Here is a 17887-nt window from a genome sequence, read left to right on the forward strand (position 1 = left end):
GGCTATGATGGGGGCCATGCCGACCGCCCTCGAACGCACGCTGATCGTCATGCCTGCGTACAACGAGGAGGAGTCGGTCGGCGCCGTCGTGCGCGAGGTGCTGCGGGTGGCACCCGGGGTGTCCTGCCTCGTCGTCGACGACGGATCGGTCGACGCCACCGCGCGCGAGGCGGCCGCCGCCGGCGCCACCGTGCTGCAGCTCCCGATCAACCTCGGCGTGGGCGGCGCGATGCGCGCGGGCTTCAAGTACGCGCTCTCGAAGGGCTTCGCGAACGTGGTGCAGGTCGATTCCGACGGTCAGCACGACCCGGTCGGCATCGCCGAACTCGTGGCCCAGCTCGAGCACTACGACCTCGTGCTCGGCGCCCGGTTCGCGGGCGTCGGCGACTACGCCGTGCGCGGGCCGCGGCAATGGGCCATGAAGGTGCTCTCGGGCATCCTGAGCCGGCTGACGAAGACGAAGCTCACCGACACCACCTCCGGCTTCCGCGCCAGCGGGCCGCGCGCGGTCGCGCTGTTCGCCCAGCACTACCCCTCGGAGTACCTCGGCGACACCGTCGAGTCGCTCGTCATCGCCTCCCGCTCGAAGCTGCGGGTCACCCAGGTACCCGTGGCCATGCGGCCGCGCGCCGGCGGGGTGCCCTCGCACAACCCGTACAAGGCCGCCGTGTACCTCGGCCGGGCGGCCATGGCGTTGTTCGTCGCCCTCATCCGGCCGCCGGTCGTGGTGCCGTTCACCGAACCGGTGTCTCCCGCATGACCACGGCGAGTTACATCCTCGGCATCGTCGCCGCCCTGATCGTGCTGGCGGTGGTGATCGAGTCGCTGCGCCGCCACCACCTCCGTGAGCGGCACGCCATCTGGTGGCTCGCCGCCGGCATCGTGGCGCTCATCATCGGCGTCTTCCCGCAGCTGCTCGGCTGGGCCGCCGGGCTCGTCGGAGTGACGGTGCCGACGAACCTGGTGTTCTTCCTCAGCATCGCGGTGCTCTTCCTGGTGTCGATCCAGCACTCGGGCGAGCTGACCGAGCTGGAGAGCGAGACCCGCACCCTGGCCGAATCGGTCGCCCTGCAAGACCTGCGCATCAAAGAACTCGAGAAGGCCCTGGCCGACGCGCTCGAGTCCCGAAGGAACCCATGACCCTCGCCCCGCCCGCCGTCGCCGCACCCGCCACGGCACCCGTCGCACCGCCGCGCACCGTGTGGACGTCGCTCCTGCTGCCGTGGCTCCTGCTGGCCATCCTCGGCTCGCTGTGGGCGCTCGCCACCCCGATCGGCGGGTCGCCGGATGAACCCGCCCACGTCGTGAAAGCGGCCTCCGTGGTGCGCGGCGAGCTGCTGCCGGAGTCGATGATCGCCAGCGGCGGCGTGGTGCACGTTCCGGCGGCGTTCGCCTACGAGTACTCGCAGGGCTGCTTCGCGTTCTTCGCCGACACCCCGGCCTCCTGCGCCCCGCCGCTCACCGGCGACCCGGCCGACATCGTCGAGACCTATTCCTCGGCCAGCCTCTACAACCCGCTCTACTACTGGCTGGTGGGCTGGCCCTCGCTCGCCCTCCCCGACATCTCGGGCATCTACGCGATGCGCATCGTGAGCGCCGTGCTCACCTCCTTCTTCCTCGCGGTGTGCTTCTGGGTGATCGGCTCCTGGCGCTCCCGCCGGGTGCCCACGCTCGGCGTGATGATCGGCATCACACCCATCGTCACCTACCTCATGGGCACGGTGAACCCCAACGCGCTGGAGTTCACGGCGGGGCTGGCGCTGTTCGCCGGCATGCTCTCGATCGTGCTGCATCCGAACGACCGGCTGCTCGGCGGCCGGCTCACGCTCGTCGTGATCTCGGCCGCGCTCGTCTCGAACACCCGCGGTATCTCGCCGCTCTGGGTGGCGGTGCTGCTCGTGCTCCCGCTCGTGCTGCTCACCGGCCGGCAGCTCGGGGCGCTGCTGAAGCGCCCGGGCGTGTGGGTGAGCATCCTGCTCATCGCCATCACGGCCCTGGTGAGCGGCTGGTGGACCCTGCAGAGCAACTCGCTCGGCACCGGGCCGAGCACCGGGCCCGACGTGGTGCCCACCAACAAGGGCGTCGGACTCAGCCCGATCGAGGGCTTCTTCGGCCTGATCGGCGACTTCTACGGGCAGCTGCGGCAGATGGTCGGCATTCTGGGCTGGCTCGACACCACGCTGCACCCGGTGGTGTACTTCGTGGCCTACGGGCTCTTCCTGCTGCTCGTGCTCGGCGTCGTGGTGTTCGTGCGCGGGCGCAAGCTCGTCTTCGTCATCCTGCTCGCCGCCGCCTTCTTCTTCCTGCCGCCACTCGTGCAGGCGGCGTATGTCACCAAGGGCGGGTTCATCTGGCAGGGCCGGTACACGCTCATCCTGCTCATGGCGCTGCTGCTCGGCATGGCCGCGTGCATCGCGGCATCGGACCGCTTCCTCCGCTGGCGGCGCAGCACGGTGCCCCTCCTCATCGTGGCCATCCTCGCCGCGGGCGGCTGGACGTACACCGTCGCCTATGCCTTCGCCACGACCATGCGCCGGATGGCCTCGGGCTACGTCACCGACTGGCCGGCCATGCTTGAGCCCGGCGCCTGGGTGCCGCCGCTCGGCGCGTTCCCGTTGATCGGCCTGTTCACGCTCGCGACGATCGGCTTCGCCGTGTACGTCGTGGTCGCCGGGCGCGACCGCCGCGTGCCCGCGGTCGAGCCGGTCGCGGTCGGCTACGCACCCCACGCCCCTCAGCAGGCTCAGTCTTTCGACCCCCACACCCCCGAACAGAAGGCATTCCCATGGTGAACGACCTGTCCGCCCAGGCCTACGACAACCTCACGGTCTCCCTCCGCAACGAAGACGGCTTCGCGGTGTCCCCCGAGGGGCTCCTCGTGCACGGCAAGCTGTTCGCCTTCCTCGACGGCGACGACCTCATCGTCCACCTCCCCGAGGAGCGCACCCGCGACCTGCTCACCCGCGGGGTCGCGTCGCCCTACGAGAGCGACGGCGAGGCCGACCGCAACTGGGTGCGCGTGACCGACCGCCAGCTCTGGCCCGAGCTCGCCGGCGAGGCGCACGAGTTCGTGGGCGAGCCGCACGTGGGCGGCCAGTCCTGAGCACGGGGGCCTGAGGCCCCGCTCGCGTCAGCCGGCGGCGGGTTCGTTCGGGTGGAGCGCCGCCGCGTCCGCCGCCTCGCCCGGTGCGGCACCCGCCGCCGCCATCGCCGCAGCGGCGTCCGCCTCGAGGCGCGCGTTCTGCAGGGCGGTGAAGCCGTCGGAGCGGTGCGGGGCGAACACCCAGTAGCGGTAGAGCACGAAACGGAACGCCGTGGCCAGCACGAGGCCGATCACGTTGCCCGAGATGTTGTCGGCCACCAGGTTGTCGAAGCCGAGCAGGTAGTGCGAGACCCAGAGGCAACCGAGTGCGATGCCGAGGCCGAGCACGGCGATGACGCTGAACTCCACCAGCTCCAGCACGAAGTTCTTGCGCCGGTGCTCGCGGAAGGTCCAGTACCGGTTGCCGAACCAGGTCGCGAGGGTGGAGAGGGTGACCGAGACCACCTTGGCGCCGATCGGCCCGGAGAACCAGCCCTCATCGCCGAAGACACCGAGCCGCAGGGCGTTGAACACGCCGACGTCGATCGCGTAGCCGGCCAGCCCGACCACCCCGAACTTCAGTGCGTAGCGCACCAATCGTTCCCAGAGGTAGTCCCAGATCTTCTTCACGTAAGACGCCGTTCCTCGCTCGCGGTTCTCGGCTCGCGCGCCGAGCCTTCAAAAGAATAACCGGCCCTGTATTGTTACCCTTGCTCAACTGCCGTAAATCCGACAGTTGTCGCCCATCCGATCTTCCACTACTTCAGAGGTCAGGCGTTTGTCCACCAAATTCGACAGGGATGTTGTCGTCATCGGCGGAGGCGGCCACGTCGGCCTCCCCCTCGCCATCGCACTCGCCGACCGGGGTTCGAGCGTCGTGGTCTACGACGTCAGCGAGCGCGCGGTCGCCGGCATCAACGAGGGCCGGATGCCCTTCAGCGAGCCCGGCGCCGAACCGGTGCTGCAGCGCGTGCTCGCGAACGGCAGCTTCACGGCCTCGACCGATCCCGCCGTGGTCGCCACCGCCGAGAACGTGATCGTGGTGATCGGCACCCCGGTCGACGAGCACCTGAACCCCGACCCGAACGCCATCCCCAAAGCGCTCGAGACCTGCCTGCCGTACTTCAGCGACGACCAGTTGCTCATCCTGCGGTCGACCGTCTACCCCGGCGTGACGGCGCTGGTCGAGCGGCAGCTGCGCACCGCGGGCCTGGCCACCGAGGTGGCGTTCTGCCCCGAGCGCATCGCCGAGCACAAGGCGATGGAGGAGCTGTTCACGCTGCCGCAGATCGTCTCCAGCCGCACCGAGACCGGGCGGGCACGGGCATCCGCTCTGTTCCGCACCCTCACCGACCAGATCGTCGATCTCGAGCCCGAAGAGGCCGAGCTCGCGAAGCTGTTCACCAACACCTGGCGCTACATCAAGTTCGCTGCGGCCAACCAGTTCTACATGATGGCGAACGACCGGGGGCTCGACTTCGAGAAGATCCGCAAGGGTCTGACCCACGACTACCCCCGGGCGAAGGACCTGCCGGGGCCCGGCTTCGCGGCCGGCCCGTGCCTGTTCAAGGACACGATGCAGCTCGCCGCCTTCAGCGACAACAAGTTCTCGCTCGGCCACTCGGCCATGCTCGTGAACGAGGGGCTGCCGCTCTACATCGTGACGCAGCTCGAGAAGCGCTTCGACCTCGAGAACCTCACCGTGGGCATCCTCGGCATGTCGTTCAAGGCGGGGTCGGACGACATCCGCTCCTCCCTCTCGTACAAGCTGCGGCGGGTGCTGAAGTTCCGAGCCAAAGCGGTCATCGGCACCGACCCCTACGTCAGCGAGGAGACCGACGACACCCTGCTGCCGCTCGACGCGGTGCTCGAGAAGGCCGACATCCTCATCGTCGCGACCCCGCACGCGGAGTACCGCGAGCTGGTGACCGACAAGCCGGTCGCCGACGTCTGGAACCTGCTCGGCCAGGGGGTCGTGATTTGACCGAGGGCCTCCGCGCCTCGATCGTCATCCCCGCGTACAACGAGGGGGAGGACATCGTCCCCGGCCTCGACCGCATCTTCGAGGCCGTGCACCTCGAGTCCGAGGTGCTCGTGGTGGTCGACGCCACCACCGACACCACCGTGCCCGTGGTGGAGCGGTACGCCGCGGCCGGCCGGCCGAATCTGCGGGTGCTCATCAACGACTACGGGCGCGGGCCGGCCTACGCCATCCGGTACGGCATCGATCACGCCGCCAGCGAGACCGTGGTGGTCACCATGGCCGACGGCTGCGACGACCCACGCCAGATCGACGACCTCGTGCGGCTCGTCGAGCGCGGTGTGGTGGTGGCCGCGGCTTCGCGGTACATGCCGGGCGGGCAGCAGGTGGGCGGCCCGCGGTTCAAGAGCTTCCTCTCCCGCACGGCCGGCATCACGTTGCAGCTGTTCACCAACGCCGGCACCCGCGACGCCACGAATTCTTTCAAGGCCTACAACGCCGAGTTCGTGCGCGAGGTCGGCATCGACTCCCGCGACGGCTTCGAGATCGGTCTCGAGCTCACCGCCAAAGCCAGGCGGCTGCGCCGGCCGGTCGCCGAGATCCCCACCATCTGGCTCGACCGCGCGTTCGGCGAGTCGAACTTCAAGCTCGCGAAGTGGATTCCGAAGTACCTGCGCTGGTACCGTTTCGCGTTCGGCCGCAAGCTCACGATCGACGAGCTGCAGGCGCTGGCCGCCAAGATCACCACCCCCTGAACCCCTCCCCCCACCAAAGGAACTGCATCCATGAAGAAGGTCCTCGTCACCGGCTCCGCCGGGTTCATCGGCGGCTACATCGTCGAAGAGCTGCTCGCCAAGGGCTACCAGGTCGTCGGAGTCGACAACTACTCCAAGTACGGCCCGGTCAAGAAGTCCTACGACGACAACCCGAACTACGAGCTCGTGGTCGGCGACGTGCAGGACGTGGAGCTGATGACGCGCCTGCTCTCCGACGTCGATCACTTCATCGCCGGGGCGGCCCTCATCGGCGGCATCTCCTACTTCCACACCTACGCCTACGACCTGCTGGCGCAGAACGAGCGCATCATCGCCTCGAGCGTGGATGCGGCCATCGCCGCCCACAAGAACGGCCGGCTCGAGAAGGTCACCTACATGTCGAGCTCGATGGTGTTCGAGTCGACCGACCGCTGGCCCTCCAAGGAAGGCGACGAGCGCGAGGTTCCGCCGCCGCTGTCGTCCTACGGCTTCCAGAAGCTCGCCGTCGAGTACTTCGCGCGCGCCGCGTGGGACCAGTACAAGCTGCCCTACACGATCCTCCGCCCCTTCAACTGCGTGGGCATCGGCGAGAGCCGCGCCCTCGGCGACGTCGAGATCGACTCGGGCAACGTGAAGCTCGCCATGAGCCACGTCGTGCCCGACCTCGTGCAGAAGGTGCTGAAGGGCCAGGACCCGCTGCACATCCTCGGCTCCGGCGACCAGGTGCGCCACTACACCTACGGCGGCGACCTCGCTCGCGGCATCGTGCTCTCGCTCGACCACCCGGCGGCCCTCAACAACGACTTCAACGTCTCCACCGCCGAGGGTCACTCGGTGAAGGAACTCGCCGAGGTCATCTGGCGCAAGATCAAGGGCCCGGATGTTCCGCTCAACCTCACGAGCGACCCCGGCTTCGAGTACGACGTCGCCAAGCGCGTGCCCGACGTCTCGAAGGCCAAGGAGTTGCTCGGCTTCGAGGCAACGACCACGCTCGAGGACATGCTCGACGAGGTCATCCCGTGGATCAAGAATGCCGTCGCCGACGGCACCATCTGATCACACGCGACCGATGGGTGTGCGCCGGTGGTTGACGCCGGCGCACACCCATTACGCCACCCTGGTCCTGGCGTTCGCGTGGATCTGCTACTACGGCCGCGACCAGTGGTTCTACTACGACGAGTGGGATTTCCTGACCGCTGACGGCGTCGATCTGCTCGCGCCGCACGTGGGCCACTGGAGCACCATCCCGATGCTCGCCACCCAGGCCCTCGTGCACACGGTGGGCCTGCACAGCTACTGGCCGTACCTCATCCTGGTCATCCTGGTGCACTTCGGGCTCGCGCACGTGCTCTGGCGGGTGCTCAACGCGGTGGGCGTCCAGCCATGGATCGCCACCGTGCTGGCCCTCGTCTTCGTGCTCTACGGCGCCGGGGCCGACAACATCCTGTGGGCGTTCCAGTTCGGCTTCGTCGGAGGCATCCTCTGCGGATCGGTGGCCGTGCTGCTCGCTGACCGGCTCACCCGTGCGAACTTCTGGCGACGCGCCCCGGTCGTTGCCGCCGTCATGCTGCTCGGCCTCATGTTCGCCGGCACCGCGGTGCCGCTCGTGGCGGCGCTCGCGCTGCTCGCCCTGCGCCGGGTCGGCCTGCTGCGCGCCGTCGCGGTGGCCGGCGCCCCCACCCTCGTCTACCTCGGCTGGTACCTCTTCGCGAAGGCGAATCCGGCGTACTCCATGCCGACCCAGTGGCAGCCGAACTCGGCCGGGCAGCTGCTGCTCGACGTTCCGCTGTACGCCGGCCGGATGATCGTGGGCGCCTTCCAGGGCCTCACCCCGGTGCCGTTCCTGGGGCTTGCGGTCGGGCTCGCCCTGCTGGCCTTCGCCGCCATCACCGTGCGCCGCCAGTGGCGGCAGGCGCCGATGGTGCTGGCGTTCGCGCTGGCCGCCATCGCCTTCGGCCTGCTCACCGGATTCTCGCGCCTGAACATCGGGCCCGAGCTCGCCACCTCGGGCCGTTACCTCTACATGATCGCCGCGCTCACGCTCCCGCTCCTCGGCGTGGCACTCACGGCCCTCTGGGGTCGCCGCCGTGCCGTGCTCGCGGGAGTGCTCGTCGTGGGCGCTGCCGTCGCCGTCTGGGGCGCCCTGGGCATCCGTCAGCACTCCGCGGAGATGGCGGGCATCGAGTTGCCCACGCGCGACGTCATCTTCGCAGCGGCCGCGCTCCTCTCCGACCCCGCCGTGACGGTGGACGACGACGCCCTGGTCGAGCCCCTCTACGCCCCGACCCTCACCGTGCACCAGTTGCGCGGCCTGGTCGAGGCCGGCTACCTCGACGTGGGAGCTTACGACCAGCGGGCGTACGATCTGGCCGTGACGAACATCGTGCCGGCGACGGCGAGCGGGCCGTGACCACCGTTACCGCCGTGGCCACGGCGACCACGGCACCGCGGCGTGCGCTCCTGGCGGAGTGGCTCTTCGGTCCGGTGTTGGAGCGGCGGCGGCTCCCGCTGCGCACGATCGCGACGATCGTCGTGATGCTGGCGGTCGGCATCCTGGTCACCACCTATCGGCTCCCGGCCGATCAACGGAACGTGCTGTGGGCCGAGGACGGGCGCGACTTCCTGACCGACGCCTTCCGGTACGGCTACCTGTCGAACCTGTTCACCCCCTACGCGGGCTACATGCATCTGGTGCCACGGACGGCCGCACAACTCGTGGCCTGGCTCGTCCCGCTCGACGAACTCGGCCGTGGCATGAACCTCTTCGGCGCTGCCGTGTGGTCGACCGTCGCCCTGGCGGCCTTCGTCTTCACCCGGGATCGCATGCAATTGCCGTTGCGCTGGTTGCTCTGGTTGCTGGTGCTGATCGTGCCGATCGGCTCGATGGAGGTGGCCACCAACGTCGCCAACTCGCACTGGTTCCTCATGTTCGGCCTGGTGATGGCCCTGCTGGCACGCACCGGCCCGAGTCTTCCGCGCGTGATCTTCGCCTCCGCCATGGTGGCTGCGGCCGTGCTGAGCGACCCCCTCTCACTGATGTTCGCACCCCTCGTGCTCGCGCGGATGCTCTGGCTGCCGCGCACGCGCGAGCAGATCGTGTCGCTCGTGTTCGTGCTCGCCGCCGCCGTTCAGCTGCTCGTGGTGATCGGCGCGGACCGCGACCGCGGGGCGCCCGGCCTCGAACCACGCTCGCTCGGCGTCATCTACCTCCTCCGCGTCGTGTGGGGCAACTTCCTCGGCCCGGTCGACGGCCAGCGGCTGTACCTCGAGCTGGGGCGCGCAGCCGTTCTCGCCATCGCCGCGGGCGGCCTGCTCGCACTCGTCGTCTTCATCGCCCTGCGCTGGCGCCGCACGGGGCCGGCCGCCGTGACCCTGGGATTCTCGCTGGTGTTCTACGCGGTGGTCGCCGTGCTCACCTGGGCGTCGTACGGCCAGCAGCCGCTGGGTCTCGAGGTGTACTGGGGCGGACGGTACTCGCTGGTGCCGATCCTCCTCCTGCTGTTCTCGGTCACGGCGACGGTGAGCGTGTGGCTGCCCGCAGCCGGCACTCGGCACCGCACGTTCCGTGTGCTCGCCCTCGCGGTCGTGGCCGCGCTCCTCATCGCGCCGGGCATCGCGAACTTCCGCACGCCCGTCTACAAGGCCGGCAGCGTGCCGCTGTCCGACTCGCTCGAGAACGCCGACGACCTCTGCGAGCTGAACCCGGGCGCCGATGCCTCGCTACCGATCGCGCCGCCGCCGAAGTACGACGTCGTCATCCCGTGCGAGGTCGTGCTCGAGCACCGGTGATGCGGTGGTGCGCCGCCGCTCCTGCCGGTTGACCAGCAGGAGTCCGGCCAGCACCACCGCCATGCCGAACACCGCCACCAGCAGCGCGGAGGGGCGCAACTCGGTGTGCCCGAAGAACGGCGCGTAGAACCATCCGGTGAACGCCACCTGGGCGACCACGATGGCCGCGCCCAGTATCCGCCACCGGCTGGCGAACCAGGCGAAGGTGCCCGCGAGGAGCACGACGATCCACACGTGCGAGCCCTGGTGCACGACTGTCGCGCCGGGAATGAACATCACCAGGCACCAGAGCAGGATGCAGGGCACCATCAGCGCGAGCACACCCAGCAGCTGCGGGAGCCGGAGGGGGCGACGCCGGATCAGGGCGACGACCACGAGGAGCACCAGCGCGACGAGGAGTACCGCCCCGAGGCTCAAGGCACCCGCGGTGCTGTAGTACTCGTTGAAACGCTGCGCGCCGATCGCGTCGCGCACCTGCGCAGGGTCGAGCACCACGAGCGGGTTGGCGAGCGGTGAGCCGTAGAGGAACGGATCGACGACGACACCGAGGTTCTGCACGCGCGCAGCGATCACGTCGGACAGGGACGTCGAGGCGTAGGCGTCGACGAGCGCCCGCGCGAAGGAGCGGTCGTCGAGGGGGATGACCCCGGCGAGATGCCACTTGAGGAGGCGGTCGCCTGGCGGATCGAAGAAGCGCTGGTAGCCGACCCAGGGCAGATAGGTGACGAGCACCACCGCGGCGGAGACGCCCGCGGCGCGGAGCCGGCCGGTGTTCCGCAGCAGGGCGAGCACAGCCAGCACGATCACCGCGGGAAGGGCGAAGGCGGCGGCGCCGTGGCTGAGCATCCCGAGCGCGAAGGCGAGGGCGGCGAAGGGCAGACCGACAGCGAGCCCGAGCGTGCCTCTGATCACGGCCACGAGAATGGCGAGACACGCGATCACCAGTGCCGCCGCGATGAGCTTCGGCCAGGTGTAGGTGGCATTGATGAGCATGGTGGCCGTGGCCGCTGTGAAGACGATCGACAGTGCCGTGGTGCGGCGATCGATCGACAGCACGCGCAGCATCGACCAGACGGCCGGGATCCAGGCGAGCTGCAGCACCATGCCGGAGACCTGCGGGAGGGTGTATCCGGTGAGCCCGAGGCTGCCGAAGACAGCCTGGAAGGTGAGGATCGTGCCTGACTGCAACGGCGGACGATCGCTGCCGTTCCAGCTGAGCAGGAAGGCGTGGGTCGATCCGCCGTCCTGGATGGTGTTGGCGAGCAGGAAGGGGATGGCGTTGTCGATCGGGTAGGGACTGGTGCTGAAGCTGTACCGCAGTGCCGTCAGCGAGAACGCGTCGAGATCGGGGGCGGCCCACAGGAAGGTGAATCCGAGATACGCGAGCAGGATGCCCGCCGGCAGCATCACCAGGGCGGGGTGGCTCCGCACCGTGCGCCAGACCCGGAATCGTCCGGCCAGCACGAGGGTACCGAGCACGAGCGCGAATGCGGCGTAGCGCCCGGCGAGCGGGTCGGCCCAGGAGGCGAGGAACTGCAGCCAGCCGGCGAGGCCGACCCCGATGACGCCGAAGGCGGGGCCGAGTGCGGGATTGGAGCGCCAGAGCGGGCGCGTGAGTTCGGCGGAGACGAGGGCGACCAGACCGAGCACGAGGAACGCGAGGACTGCTCCGACGACCAGTTCTGCCACAGCACAACACTAGGCCCCCTAATACCGGACCCACCCGGTGACACCTGTAGAGTTCTACGGACATGTCACTCTGGGTCATCCTTCTCGCGGTCTTGGCGTTCGTCGTACCGACCGCTCTCGTCTTCGGCGCCGGGGTCACCGCGACGCGGCGCTTCTGGATCGCGAACCCTCTGGTCGCGCCGCTGTACGGCACGCTCGGCGTGGCCGTCGCCTCGTGGTTCACCTTTCTGGCCTACTGGCTGAGCCCGGCGATCGGGATCGGGTTCGCCTCGCTGCTGCTCGTCGCATCCGTCGTTCTCTTCGCGGTCGGCGGCGTCTGGCGGCACTGGCGCGCCGCACTCCCCGTGGGGGCACTCATCGTCGGGGCGATCGTGTTCTACCTCGGTTTCACCTACCTGTGGGGCACGACCGGCGGCGTCTACAACGTCGTGCCCACCCGCTTCTTCAACTTCCGGCTGCCGGCCGACAACCTCCTTCCCGGCCTGTTCGCGCAGAAGCTGGTCGACGGCGTGTCGACCCACGCCATGCTCGGCGACTGGAACGGCGGCGACCGCCCGCCGCTGCAGTCGGGCTTCGGGCTCCTGATGCGGCCGGTGGTGTGGCTCGCCGAGCTGATCACGGGGCACGCGCCCACCGGGCCGATCCCGGAGGCGGTGTCGTTCGCCTTCGACATGCTGCCCGAACTGCTGTGGGTGCCGGCGGGCTACGCCCTGATGCGCCTGCTCTCCTTCCGCCCCTGGGCGGCGATCGGCGGACTGTGCTTCGCGATCGTGGTTCCGACCATGCTGGTGAACACGGTCTTCACCTGGCCGAAGCTCCTCTCCGCAGCCCTCGTGCTCTCCGCGCTGGCGTTCCTCCTCGCCGCCAAGAAGACGCCGGAGCGGTTCCGCACCTACTTCGGCTTCGCGATCGTCTCGGCGATCTTCGCCGTGCTCGCCCACGGAGCAGCCGCCTTCACCATTCCGGTGCTCCTCATCACCGGTCTCTACGCGCTGCGGGGTCGGCCGCTCCGCGGCAGCGTCCAGGCGATCGGAGCCGGCATCGGCGCGGGGCTCGTGCTCTACCTGCCGTGGCTCGTCTACCAGCGCTTCGTCGACCCGCCCGGCGACCGGCTGCTCAAGTGGCATCTCGCGGGGGTCACCGAGATCGACGGCCGGCCCTTCCTGCAGACCTTCATCGATCAGTACTCCTCCCTCTCGCTGTCGAAATTCATCGGCATCCGGCTGGAGAACCTGTCCACGATCTTCGGCGCCGATCAGTTCGACCTGATCCGGGACGGCAAGAACACCTTCGTCGCCTTCCTGCGGATCGAGGACTGGACCAGCACCCTGTTCGCGACCGGCATCATCGGTGCGGTGCTCCTGGCCGTCATGAGCGTCAATCTCCTGGGGCGCTGGCGCAGTCTCGACGAGATCGAGCGGCCACGTCTCATCCTCATCGGCGGCATGATGCTCTCGGTGATCATCTGGGCCCTGGTGCTGTACACACCGAATCAGGCGTATGTGCCGCACGGCTCGCAAGCGTGGCTGCTCGTGTTCGCGATGGTGCCGCTGGCCTGGGTGCTCGAGCGGGCACCCCGGGTGGGCATCGTGCTGCTCGTGCTGCAAGCCGTCTTCTGCGTGACCGTGTACTTCAGCGACCTATACGAGTCGTGGCTCGCGCGCTTCTCGCCGAGTGCGGCGATCGTCGCGGCGCTGGGGCTCGCGTTCCTGCTGATCGTGCCGCTCAGGCTGGCCCGCGAGCGCGAGCGCGAGTTCCGCGCCCGCTGAGCCGGCGTCACCGCGCCGTCACGGCACGGTGACCGTGCTGCAGCCCATGTCGCGGTTGTCGAAGGTGGCGGTGATGCACACCTTGTGGCTGCCCGGCGAGGCCGGCACCACGCTGTCGATGCCGTGGTTCGGGCCTACCCCGGGGAAATACGAGTCGATCCAGCCGAGCGGCAGCGCGGCGGCCACCGGGCCCTTGCTCACGCCGTCGATCCACACCCAGATGTAGGTGCGCGCCGTCGAGTTCCGGTCGACCGACCATCCGGTGATGCGCACGCCGCCGGCGACCCCCGTGACGGAGTCGATGCTGGTCGCTCCGGTCGAGGGCACGTCGACGTCGCGGCAGCCGAGACTCGTGTTGTCGAAACTGTGCGTCATGCACACGGTGTGCTTGCCCGCAGCGGCAGGGATGTTCAGCGTGAACCCGTGGTTCGGGCCGACGCCCGGGAAGTAGGCGTTGATCCAGCCCAGGGCCTGGTTCGCGAGGTACGGCCCACCCGCGCCGTCGACGGTCACCCAGACGTAGGTCGACGCCGTCGAGAGGCGGTCGACCGCCCACCCGGTGAGGGTGATCATGCGGTCGGATGTGGTCGCCGTGTCCCAGCTCGCCGCACCGCTCGACGGGACGGTGACCGTCTTGCAGCCGTACGACACGGTCTCCGCCGTACCCCACACGCAGACGGTGTGAGGTCCGGCCTTGGCGGTGAAGGTGCCGGAGAACCCGTGGTTGGGCCCGGCCTTCGGATAGAGACCGGGGATCCAGCTGAGGGCCTGGTTGGCCAGCAACGGTGAACCACTGCCGTCGATGGTGACCCACACGTAGGTGGTGACGGTACTGCGCTGGTCGAGCGACCAGCCGCTGACGCTGATCTTGCCCATCGTCGCGCTGACCGTGTCGAAGCTGCCCACCTCGTTGTTCGGCACGGTCACCGTGCGACAGCCGTAGTTCGTCGTCTCCAGGGTACCGAACACGCACACCTGATGGTTGCCCGGCTTGGCGGCGATCGTCACGGAGTAGCCGTGGTTCGCGCCCGCCGAGGGGTAGGCCGCGCCGGCGGCGGCGGAGGGCGAAGCCGCCCGGTAGCCGGCGCCCGAGCCGTCGACGTTGATCCACACGTACGTCGGCGTCGTCGTGCGCTTGTCGAGGCTCCAGCCGGTCACGGTGATGCCGCCGAGCACACCCTTCGCATCCTCGACCGCACCGGCTTCGTTGGCCGGCACGTAGGCGACCTTGCAGCCGAGCAGGGCCGAGGCGTAGCCGTAGACGCAGATCTGGTGCGTTCCGGGGGTGGCCGGGATGACTCGGTCGTACCCGTGCAGATTGCCGGTGTTCGGGTAGAGGCCCGGGGTCCAGTTCAGCTGCTTGTCGACCTTGTAGGCGCTGCCCGACCCGTCGACGTTCACCCAGATGTAGGTGGGAGCCGACGACGCCGTGTTCAGCGACCAGCCGGAGATGTGGACCCCACCGACCACACCCTCGGCCACGTCGAGGTAGCCCATCGCCGTACTGTTCGGAACGGTGACGGTCTTGCAGCCGAGGTCGGTTCCGCTCGCCTTCGCGACGCACACCGTGTGCTTGCCGGGCGAGGCCCCGACGATCTGGTTGAAGCCGTGGTTCACGCCGAGGCTCGGGTAGAGCGCCGGGATCCAGTCGAGCCGCACATCCGCCTTGGCGCTGGTGGTCTGACCGTCGACCGAGATGGTCACCGAGACCGGTGTGCTGGTGGACGGGTCGACCGCCCACCCGGTGACCTGGATGCCCGCGGCCACCGGCACCGCGGTGTCGAACGCGCCGTGCGGGTTGTTCGCGCCGCGCGGGTCGCCGAACCAGTCGGTGTACAGGCGCCAGAAGTTGCGGTTGCCGTAGGAGGAGCAGCCGTCGGTCTGCGCGCCGTAGACGTTCGACATCGCGACCGCGTTGGGCTGGTACGGCGTGTAGTAGTAGAGGCCGGCGGTGGCCTGGTTCTTGATCAGCACCGGAGACGAGCCGCAGGCGGCGTTGGGGTGGTAGCGCACGGCCGAGTACTTGCCGACCGGGAACCAGTTGAAGAACGCCGAGGTGCCGGGCGGGTTGGAGTAACGCTTGTACTGCCAGGCCGCCTTGTAGACCTGGTTGTAGAAGCCCGAGTACTCGGCGTCGCAGGGGGCGGTGTCGGGGCACGCGAATCCGGTGGCCGAGGTGTACTGACTGCCGCTCGGCCAGGAGTCGGTGACGAGCGACTGCTCCTTCTGCAGCAACACGATCAGCACGGCCTGACTGACGTTGCAGGCCTGACCGACCTTGTAGATGATCGTGGCCGAGGACTCGTTGGCGGCGCCGGTGTAGCTGTTGCACATGGCGTCGGCGGGTCGAGTCCAGGTGGACTGCTTGTAGTCCTTGAGGCAGGTGTAGCCTGAGCGGCAGCTCGCCACCTGGGCGTTGAGGAAGTTCTGCACGGCGCCGGCCGACATCGCGTTGCCGTTGAAGAAGTTGGCGTCGCTGATGATGTTGCCCGGGTCGAAGTCGCCCGCGGTCGCCGCCGGCACCGCGGCCGCCGCAGGCGCCGTGGCTGGTGCGGCGGGCGCGGCGGGAGCAGCAGGAACAGCCGCCGCCGGCCCTGCCGTCGCCGTCAACGCGCCCAGGGCGAGCACGGCGCTCAGCCCGGCGGCGAGTACACCTCGTCGGAAAAAGCCTCGCGTCATCGTGGAACCCCTCACCCGTCCATAGTAGGGAGGAGCAGCGAGAACGCCGGGGACTAGCTGTGGCGCGGCGTGTTGACGTGACTCAGCGGATGAGCACGTCGCGCACCGCGAGGAGGTAAGTGCGGCCGAATCGCTGCGACGGTTCGAGCACCGCGCCCTCGGCCCATTCGTTCCACGCGTTGATGAAGACCACCCGCTCGTCGCGGTCGCGTTCCATCACCGACGAGACCGTAGTGTTGAGCCAGCGCCGGAAGCGGTAGGGGTTCGAGCCGAACCACATGTCGGGCTGCCACTGCCGCCGCGCCGTGTTGTCGAAGTTCACCATGACGCCCGGGTAGCGGTGGGCGGGCGGCTCCGAGTTGAGGCGCCGTTCGGCGTGGTCGGCCATCGCGCCATAGCTCAGCAGGTTGCCCTGGAACCGCTCGTCGAGGCCCCTGTTCTCCCGTGGCAGCGACCCCCAGAACATGTTGTGCGGCGCGAACTCGAGGTAGGCGTCGAGGCCGTGCTCGGCGAGCTCGCCCTCCACGCCCTGCATCGAGGTGCCGACATCCACCGTCAGCAGCGTCAACCCGGGCAGCCCGGCCTCGACCGCGACCTGCCGCCAGTGCTCGACGACCTCGACGTGGTCGGGGATCTGGGTGATGCGGTAGACCGCGATGACCGGCTTTCCGTCGATGCGGATGTACCGCGCATCCGTGATCAGATCGAGCACGTCGTGGATGAACTGCTTCGCCGACACCCGGTCGTAGTCCTGCGCGATCAGGATGTTCTGCTCGCTGCCGTCCCAGCGCCTGGTCCAGTTCTCGTTCGCCCACATGATGCAGAACGGCTGGTCGCCCGACCCCGCGGCCAGCTCCTCCACCGGCATCTGCATGAGCTTCTTGCCGGCGAACCAGTAGTAGTAGTACATGAAGCCCTCGATGCCCATCGAGGTCGCGAGCTCGTACTGCGCGTCACGCACCCCCGGGGTGCGCAGGTCGTAGAACCCGAGCTCGCTGGGCAGGAAGGGCTGGATGTGGCCGGGGTACAGCGGCGTTCCGGCCGCCACGTTCGACCACTCGGTGAAACCCTTCTCCCACCACTCGTCGTTCTCGGGGAAGGTGTGGAACTGCGGCAGGTAGAACGGGATGACCCGGGCTCGCGGGCGGGCGTCGAAGGTGGGGGCGAAACGCTCCCAGCCGCCCGCGACCGCGGCCGCCGCGTCGCCGCCGGCCAGCGACGTGACGTCGCGAACGTCGTAGCCGGCCTCCCGGGCGACGATGCCGAGGATGCGCTCCACCGCGTGGGCGGTCGTTCCGTCGACCTGGCCGGCCTCCTCCTCGAAGTCGGCTGCGGTGAGCTCGAGCGAGCGCAGCCCCTGTAGCAGGAAGGCGCGCACCCAGTAGATGGAGCCGGCGGCGAAGCGCAGGCTGTCCTCGTCGCGGTCGAGCTGGATGCGCTGCAGCAGTGCTCCCACGATGTCACGGTCGCCGCCCCAGAACTCCGGGCCCACCACGTTGCCCGCCGAGGTCAGGATGCCGAGCGACGGGTCGCTCGCGAATTCGTCCAGGATGCGCGACACGTTCGCGACCGACCCGGCGAGGTCGGCGAAGAAGCTCTCCCGCCACTCGTCGCCCGAGCCGCCCAGTTCGGTGTGCGCCTCGCGCCACACGCTCTTCTTGGTGTGCACCTTGAACACGAGCTGGTACGGGTCGAGGAGGCCCGCGTTCACCACCGATATCAGCGGGAGGATGTCGCGGCCGTGGTTGGCGATGTCGAACACCTGCACCCGGTCGGCCAGCGGCAGGGCGGCGGTGTCGATCTCGACGGGCTCACCCGAGGAGTTGGTGACGATGAGGTCGAACGGCACCGGCAGCGCACTGAGCGACTCGACGATCTGCGGCACGAGGTCGACATAGAACACGTGCACGACGACGGCCACGCGCGAGGTGGGGGGCTCGGCGATGAACTGCTTCTTCCACTCCCCCGGGTACATCGCCTTGAGGCGGTTGCTGCGGTTCTCGGCCCACTTCTGGAAACTCGCCGGGAAGTCGTCGTTGACGAGCGCCGGTGGCGGGGTCGCGAGCGAACTGCCCACGCGCTGCAGCACGCGGCCGGTGCGGCGTTTCACGCCGCCGATGGTGATCTTTCTCATAGCCTCAGA

The 17887-nt window shown here is 68.9% G+C and carries 14 protein-coding genes; 10 read left to right on the forward strand and 4 right to left on the reverse strand.

The features are described 5' to 3' along the window. Window positions 1-16 precede the first annotated feature (16 nt). From AC3WLB_RS11380 to AC3WLB_RS11395, 4 genes are read left to right on the forward strand one after another with little or no spacing between them, the layout of a single operon-like run. Window positions 17-760, forward strand: coding sequence for a glycosyltransferase family 2 protein (locus AC3WLB_RS11380; protein ID WP_492506008.1), 744 nt, complete (start codon window positions 17-19; stop codon window positions 758-760). After that, window positions 757-1140, forward strand: coding sequence for a DUF2304 domain-containing protein (locus AC3WLB_RS11385; RefSeq protein WP_022898129.1), 384 nt, complete (start codon window positions 757-759; stop codon window positions 1138-1140). Before AC3WLB_RS11380 ends, AC3WLB_RS11385 begins: the two co-directional genes overlap by 4 nt. Continuing rightward, window positions 1137-2792: a DUF2142 domain-containing protein gene (locus AC3WLB_RS11390; RefSeq protein ID WP_492506011.1), complete on the forward strand. Its 1656-nt coding sequence runs from the start codon at window positions 1137-1139 to the stop codon at window positions 2790-2792. The genes AC3WLB_RS11385 and AC3WLB_RS11390 overlap by 4 nt, the downstream gene beginning before the upstream one ends. After that, window positions 2786-3103 (forward strand): hypothetical protein, encoded by a 318-nt coding sequence (locus tag AC3WLB_RS11395; RefSeq protein ID WP_492506013.1) that lies wholly within the window; start codon window positions 2786-2788, stop codon window positions 3101-3103. The genes AC3WLB_RS11390 and AC3WLB_RS11395 overlap by 7 nt, the downstream gene beginning before the upstream one ends. Before the next feature lie 27 nt (window positions 3104-3130). Here the strand turns inward: AC3WLB_RS11395 and AC3WLB_RS11400 are convergent, their stop codons facing one another. Continuing rightward, window positions 3131-3712: a GtrA family protein gene (locus AC3WLB_RS11400; RefSeq protein WP_492506015.1), complete on the reverse strand. Its 582-nt coding sequence runs from the start codon at window positions 3710-3712 to the stop codon at window positions 3131-3133. A 148-nt stretch (window positions 3713-3860) separates the two neighbouring features. Here AC3WLB_RS11400 and AC3WLB_RS11405 point away from each other — a divergent pair, with 148 nt between their 5' ends. From AC3WLB_RS11405 to AC3WLB_RS11425, 5 genes are read left to right on the forward strand one after another with little or no spacing between them, the layout of a single operon-like run. Then, window positions 3861-5066, forward strand: coding sequence for a nucleotide sugar dehydrogenase (locus AC3WLB_RS11405; RefSeq protein WP_492506017.1), 1206 nt, complete (start codon window positions 3861-3863; stop codon window positions 5064-5066). Then, the gene (locus AC3WLB_RS11410; protein WP_492506019.1) at window positions 5063-5818 is read left to right on the forward strand and encodes a glycosyltransferase; all 756 of its coding nucleotides are present in this window, start codon (window positions 5063-5065) and stop codon (window positions 5816-5818) included. Before AC3WLB_RS11405 ends, AC3WLB_RS11410 begins: the two co-directional genes overlap by 4 nt. A gap of 30 nt (window positions 5819-5848) precedes the next feature. After that, window positions 5849-6874: an NAD-dependent epimerase/dehydratase family protein gene (locus tag AC3WLB_RS11415; RefSeq protein WP_492506021.1), complete on the forward strand. Its 1026-nt coding sequence runs from the start codon at window positions 5849-5851 to the stop codon at window positions 6872-6874. Between the two features lie 13 nt (window positions 6875-6887). Beyond that, window positions 6888-8228 carry a hypothetical protein gene (locus AC3WLB_RS11420; RefSeq protein WP_492506023.1) on the forward strand — a complete coding sequence of 447 codons (1341 nt, stop codon included), beginning with the start codon at window positions 6888-6890 and terminating at the stop codon, window positions 8226-8228. After that, the gene (locus AC3WLB_RS11425; RefSeq protein WP_492506025.1) at window positions 8225-9607 is read left to right on the forward strand and encodes a hypothetical protein; all 1383 of its coding nucleotides are present in this window, start codon (window positions 8225-8227) and stop codon (window positions 9605-9607) included. Before AC3WLB_RS11420 ends, AC3WLB_RS11425 begins: the two co-directional genes overlap by 4 nt. Here AC3WLB_RS11425 and AC3WLB_RS11430 read toward each other — a convergent pair. Beyond that, a complete protein-coding gene (locus tag AC3WLB_RS11430) occupies window positions 9539-11296 on the reverse strand; it encodes a hypothetical protein (protein ID WP_492506027.1) in 1758 nt (585 codons plus the stop codon). The genes AC3WLB_RS11425 and AC3WLB_RS11430 overlap by 69 nt on opposite strands. 62 nt (window positions 11297-11358) lie before the next feature. On the opposite strand from AC3WLB_RS11430, the gene AC3WLB_RS11435 reads away from it, so the two are divergent. Next, window positions 11359-13065, forward strand: a complete 1707-nt coding sequence (locus tag AC3WLB_RS11435) for a hypothetical protein (protein WP_492506029.1) — start codon at window positions 11359-11361, stop codon at window positions 13063-13065. 18 nt (window positions 13066-13083) lie between these two features. Here AC3WLB_RS11435 and AC3WLB_RS11440 read toward each other — a convergent pair whose 3' ends face one another. Together AC3WLB_RS11440 and AC3WLB_RS11445 are read right to left on the reverse strand one after the other, a co-directional pair. Then, window positions 13084-15744, reverse strand: coding sequence for a hypothetical protein (locus tag AC3WLB_RS11440; protein ID WP_492506031.1), 2661 nt, complete (start codon window positions 15742-15744; stop codon window positions 13084-13086). Between the two features lie 82 nt (window positions 15745-15826). After that, a complete protein-coding gene (locus AC3WLB_RS11445; RefSeq protein ID WP_492506033.1) occupies window positions 15827-17878 on the reverse strand; it encodes a glycoside hydrolase family 99-like domain-containing protein in 2052 nt (683 codons plus the stop codon). Between the last annotated feature and the right edge of the window lie 9 nt (window positions 17879-17887).

The sequence above is a fragment of the Herbiconiux sp. FW305-C-125 genome, assembly GCF_058783455.1.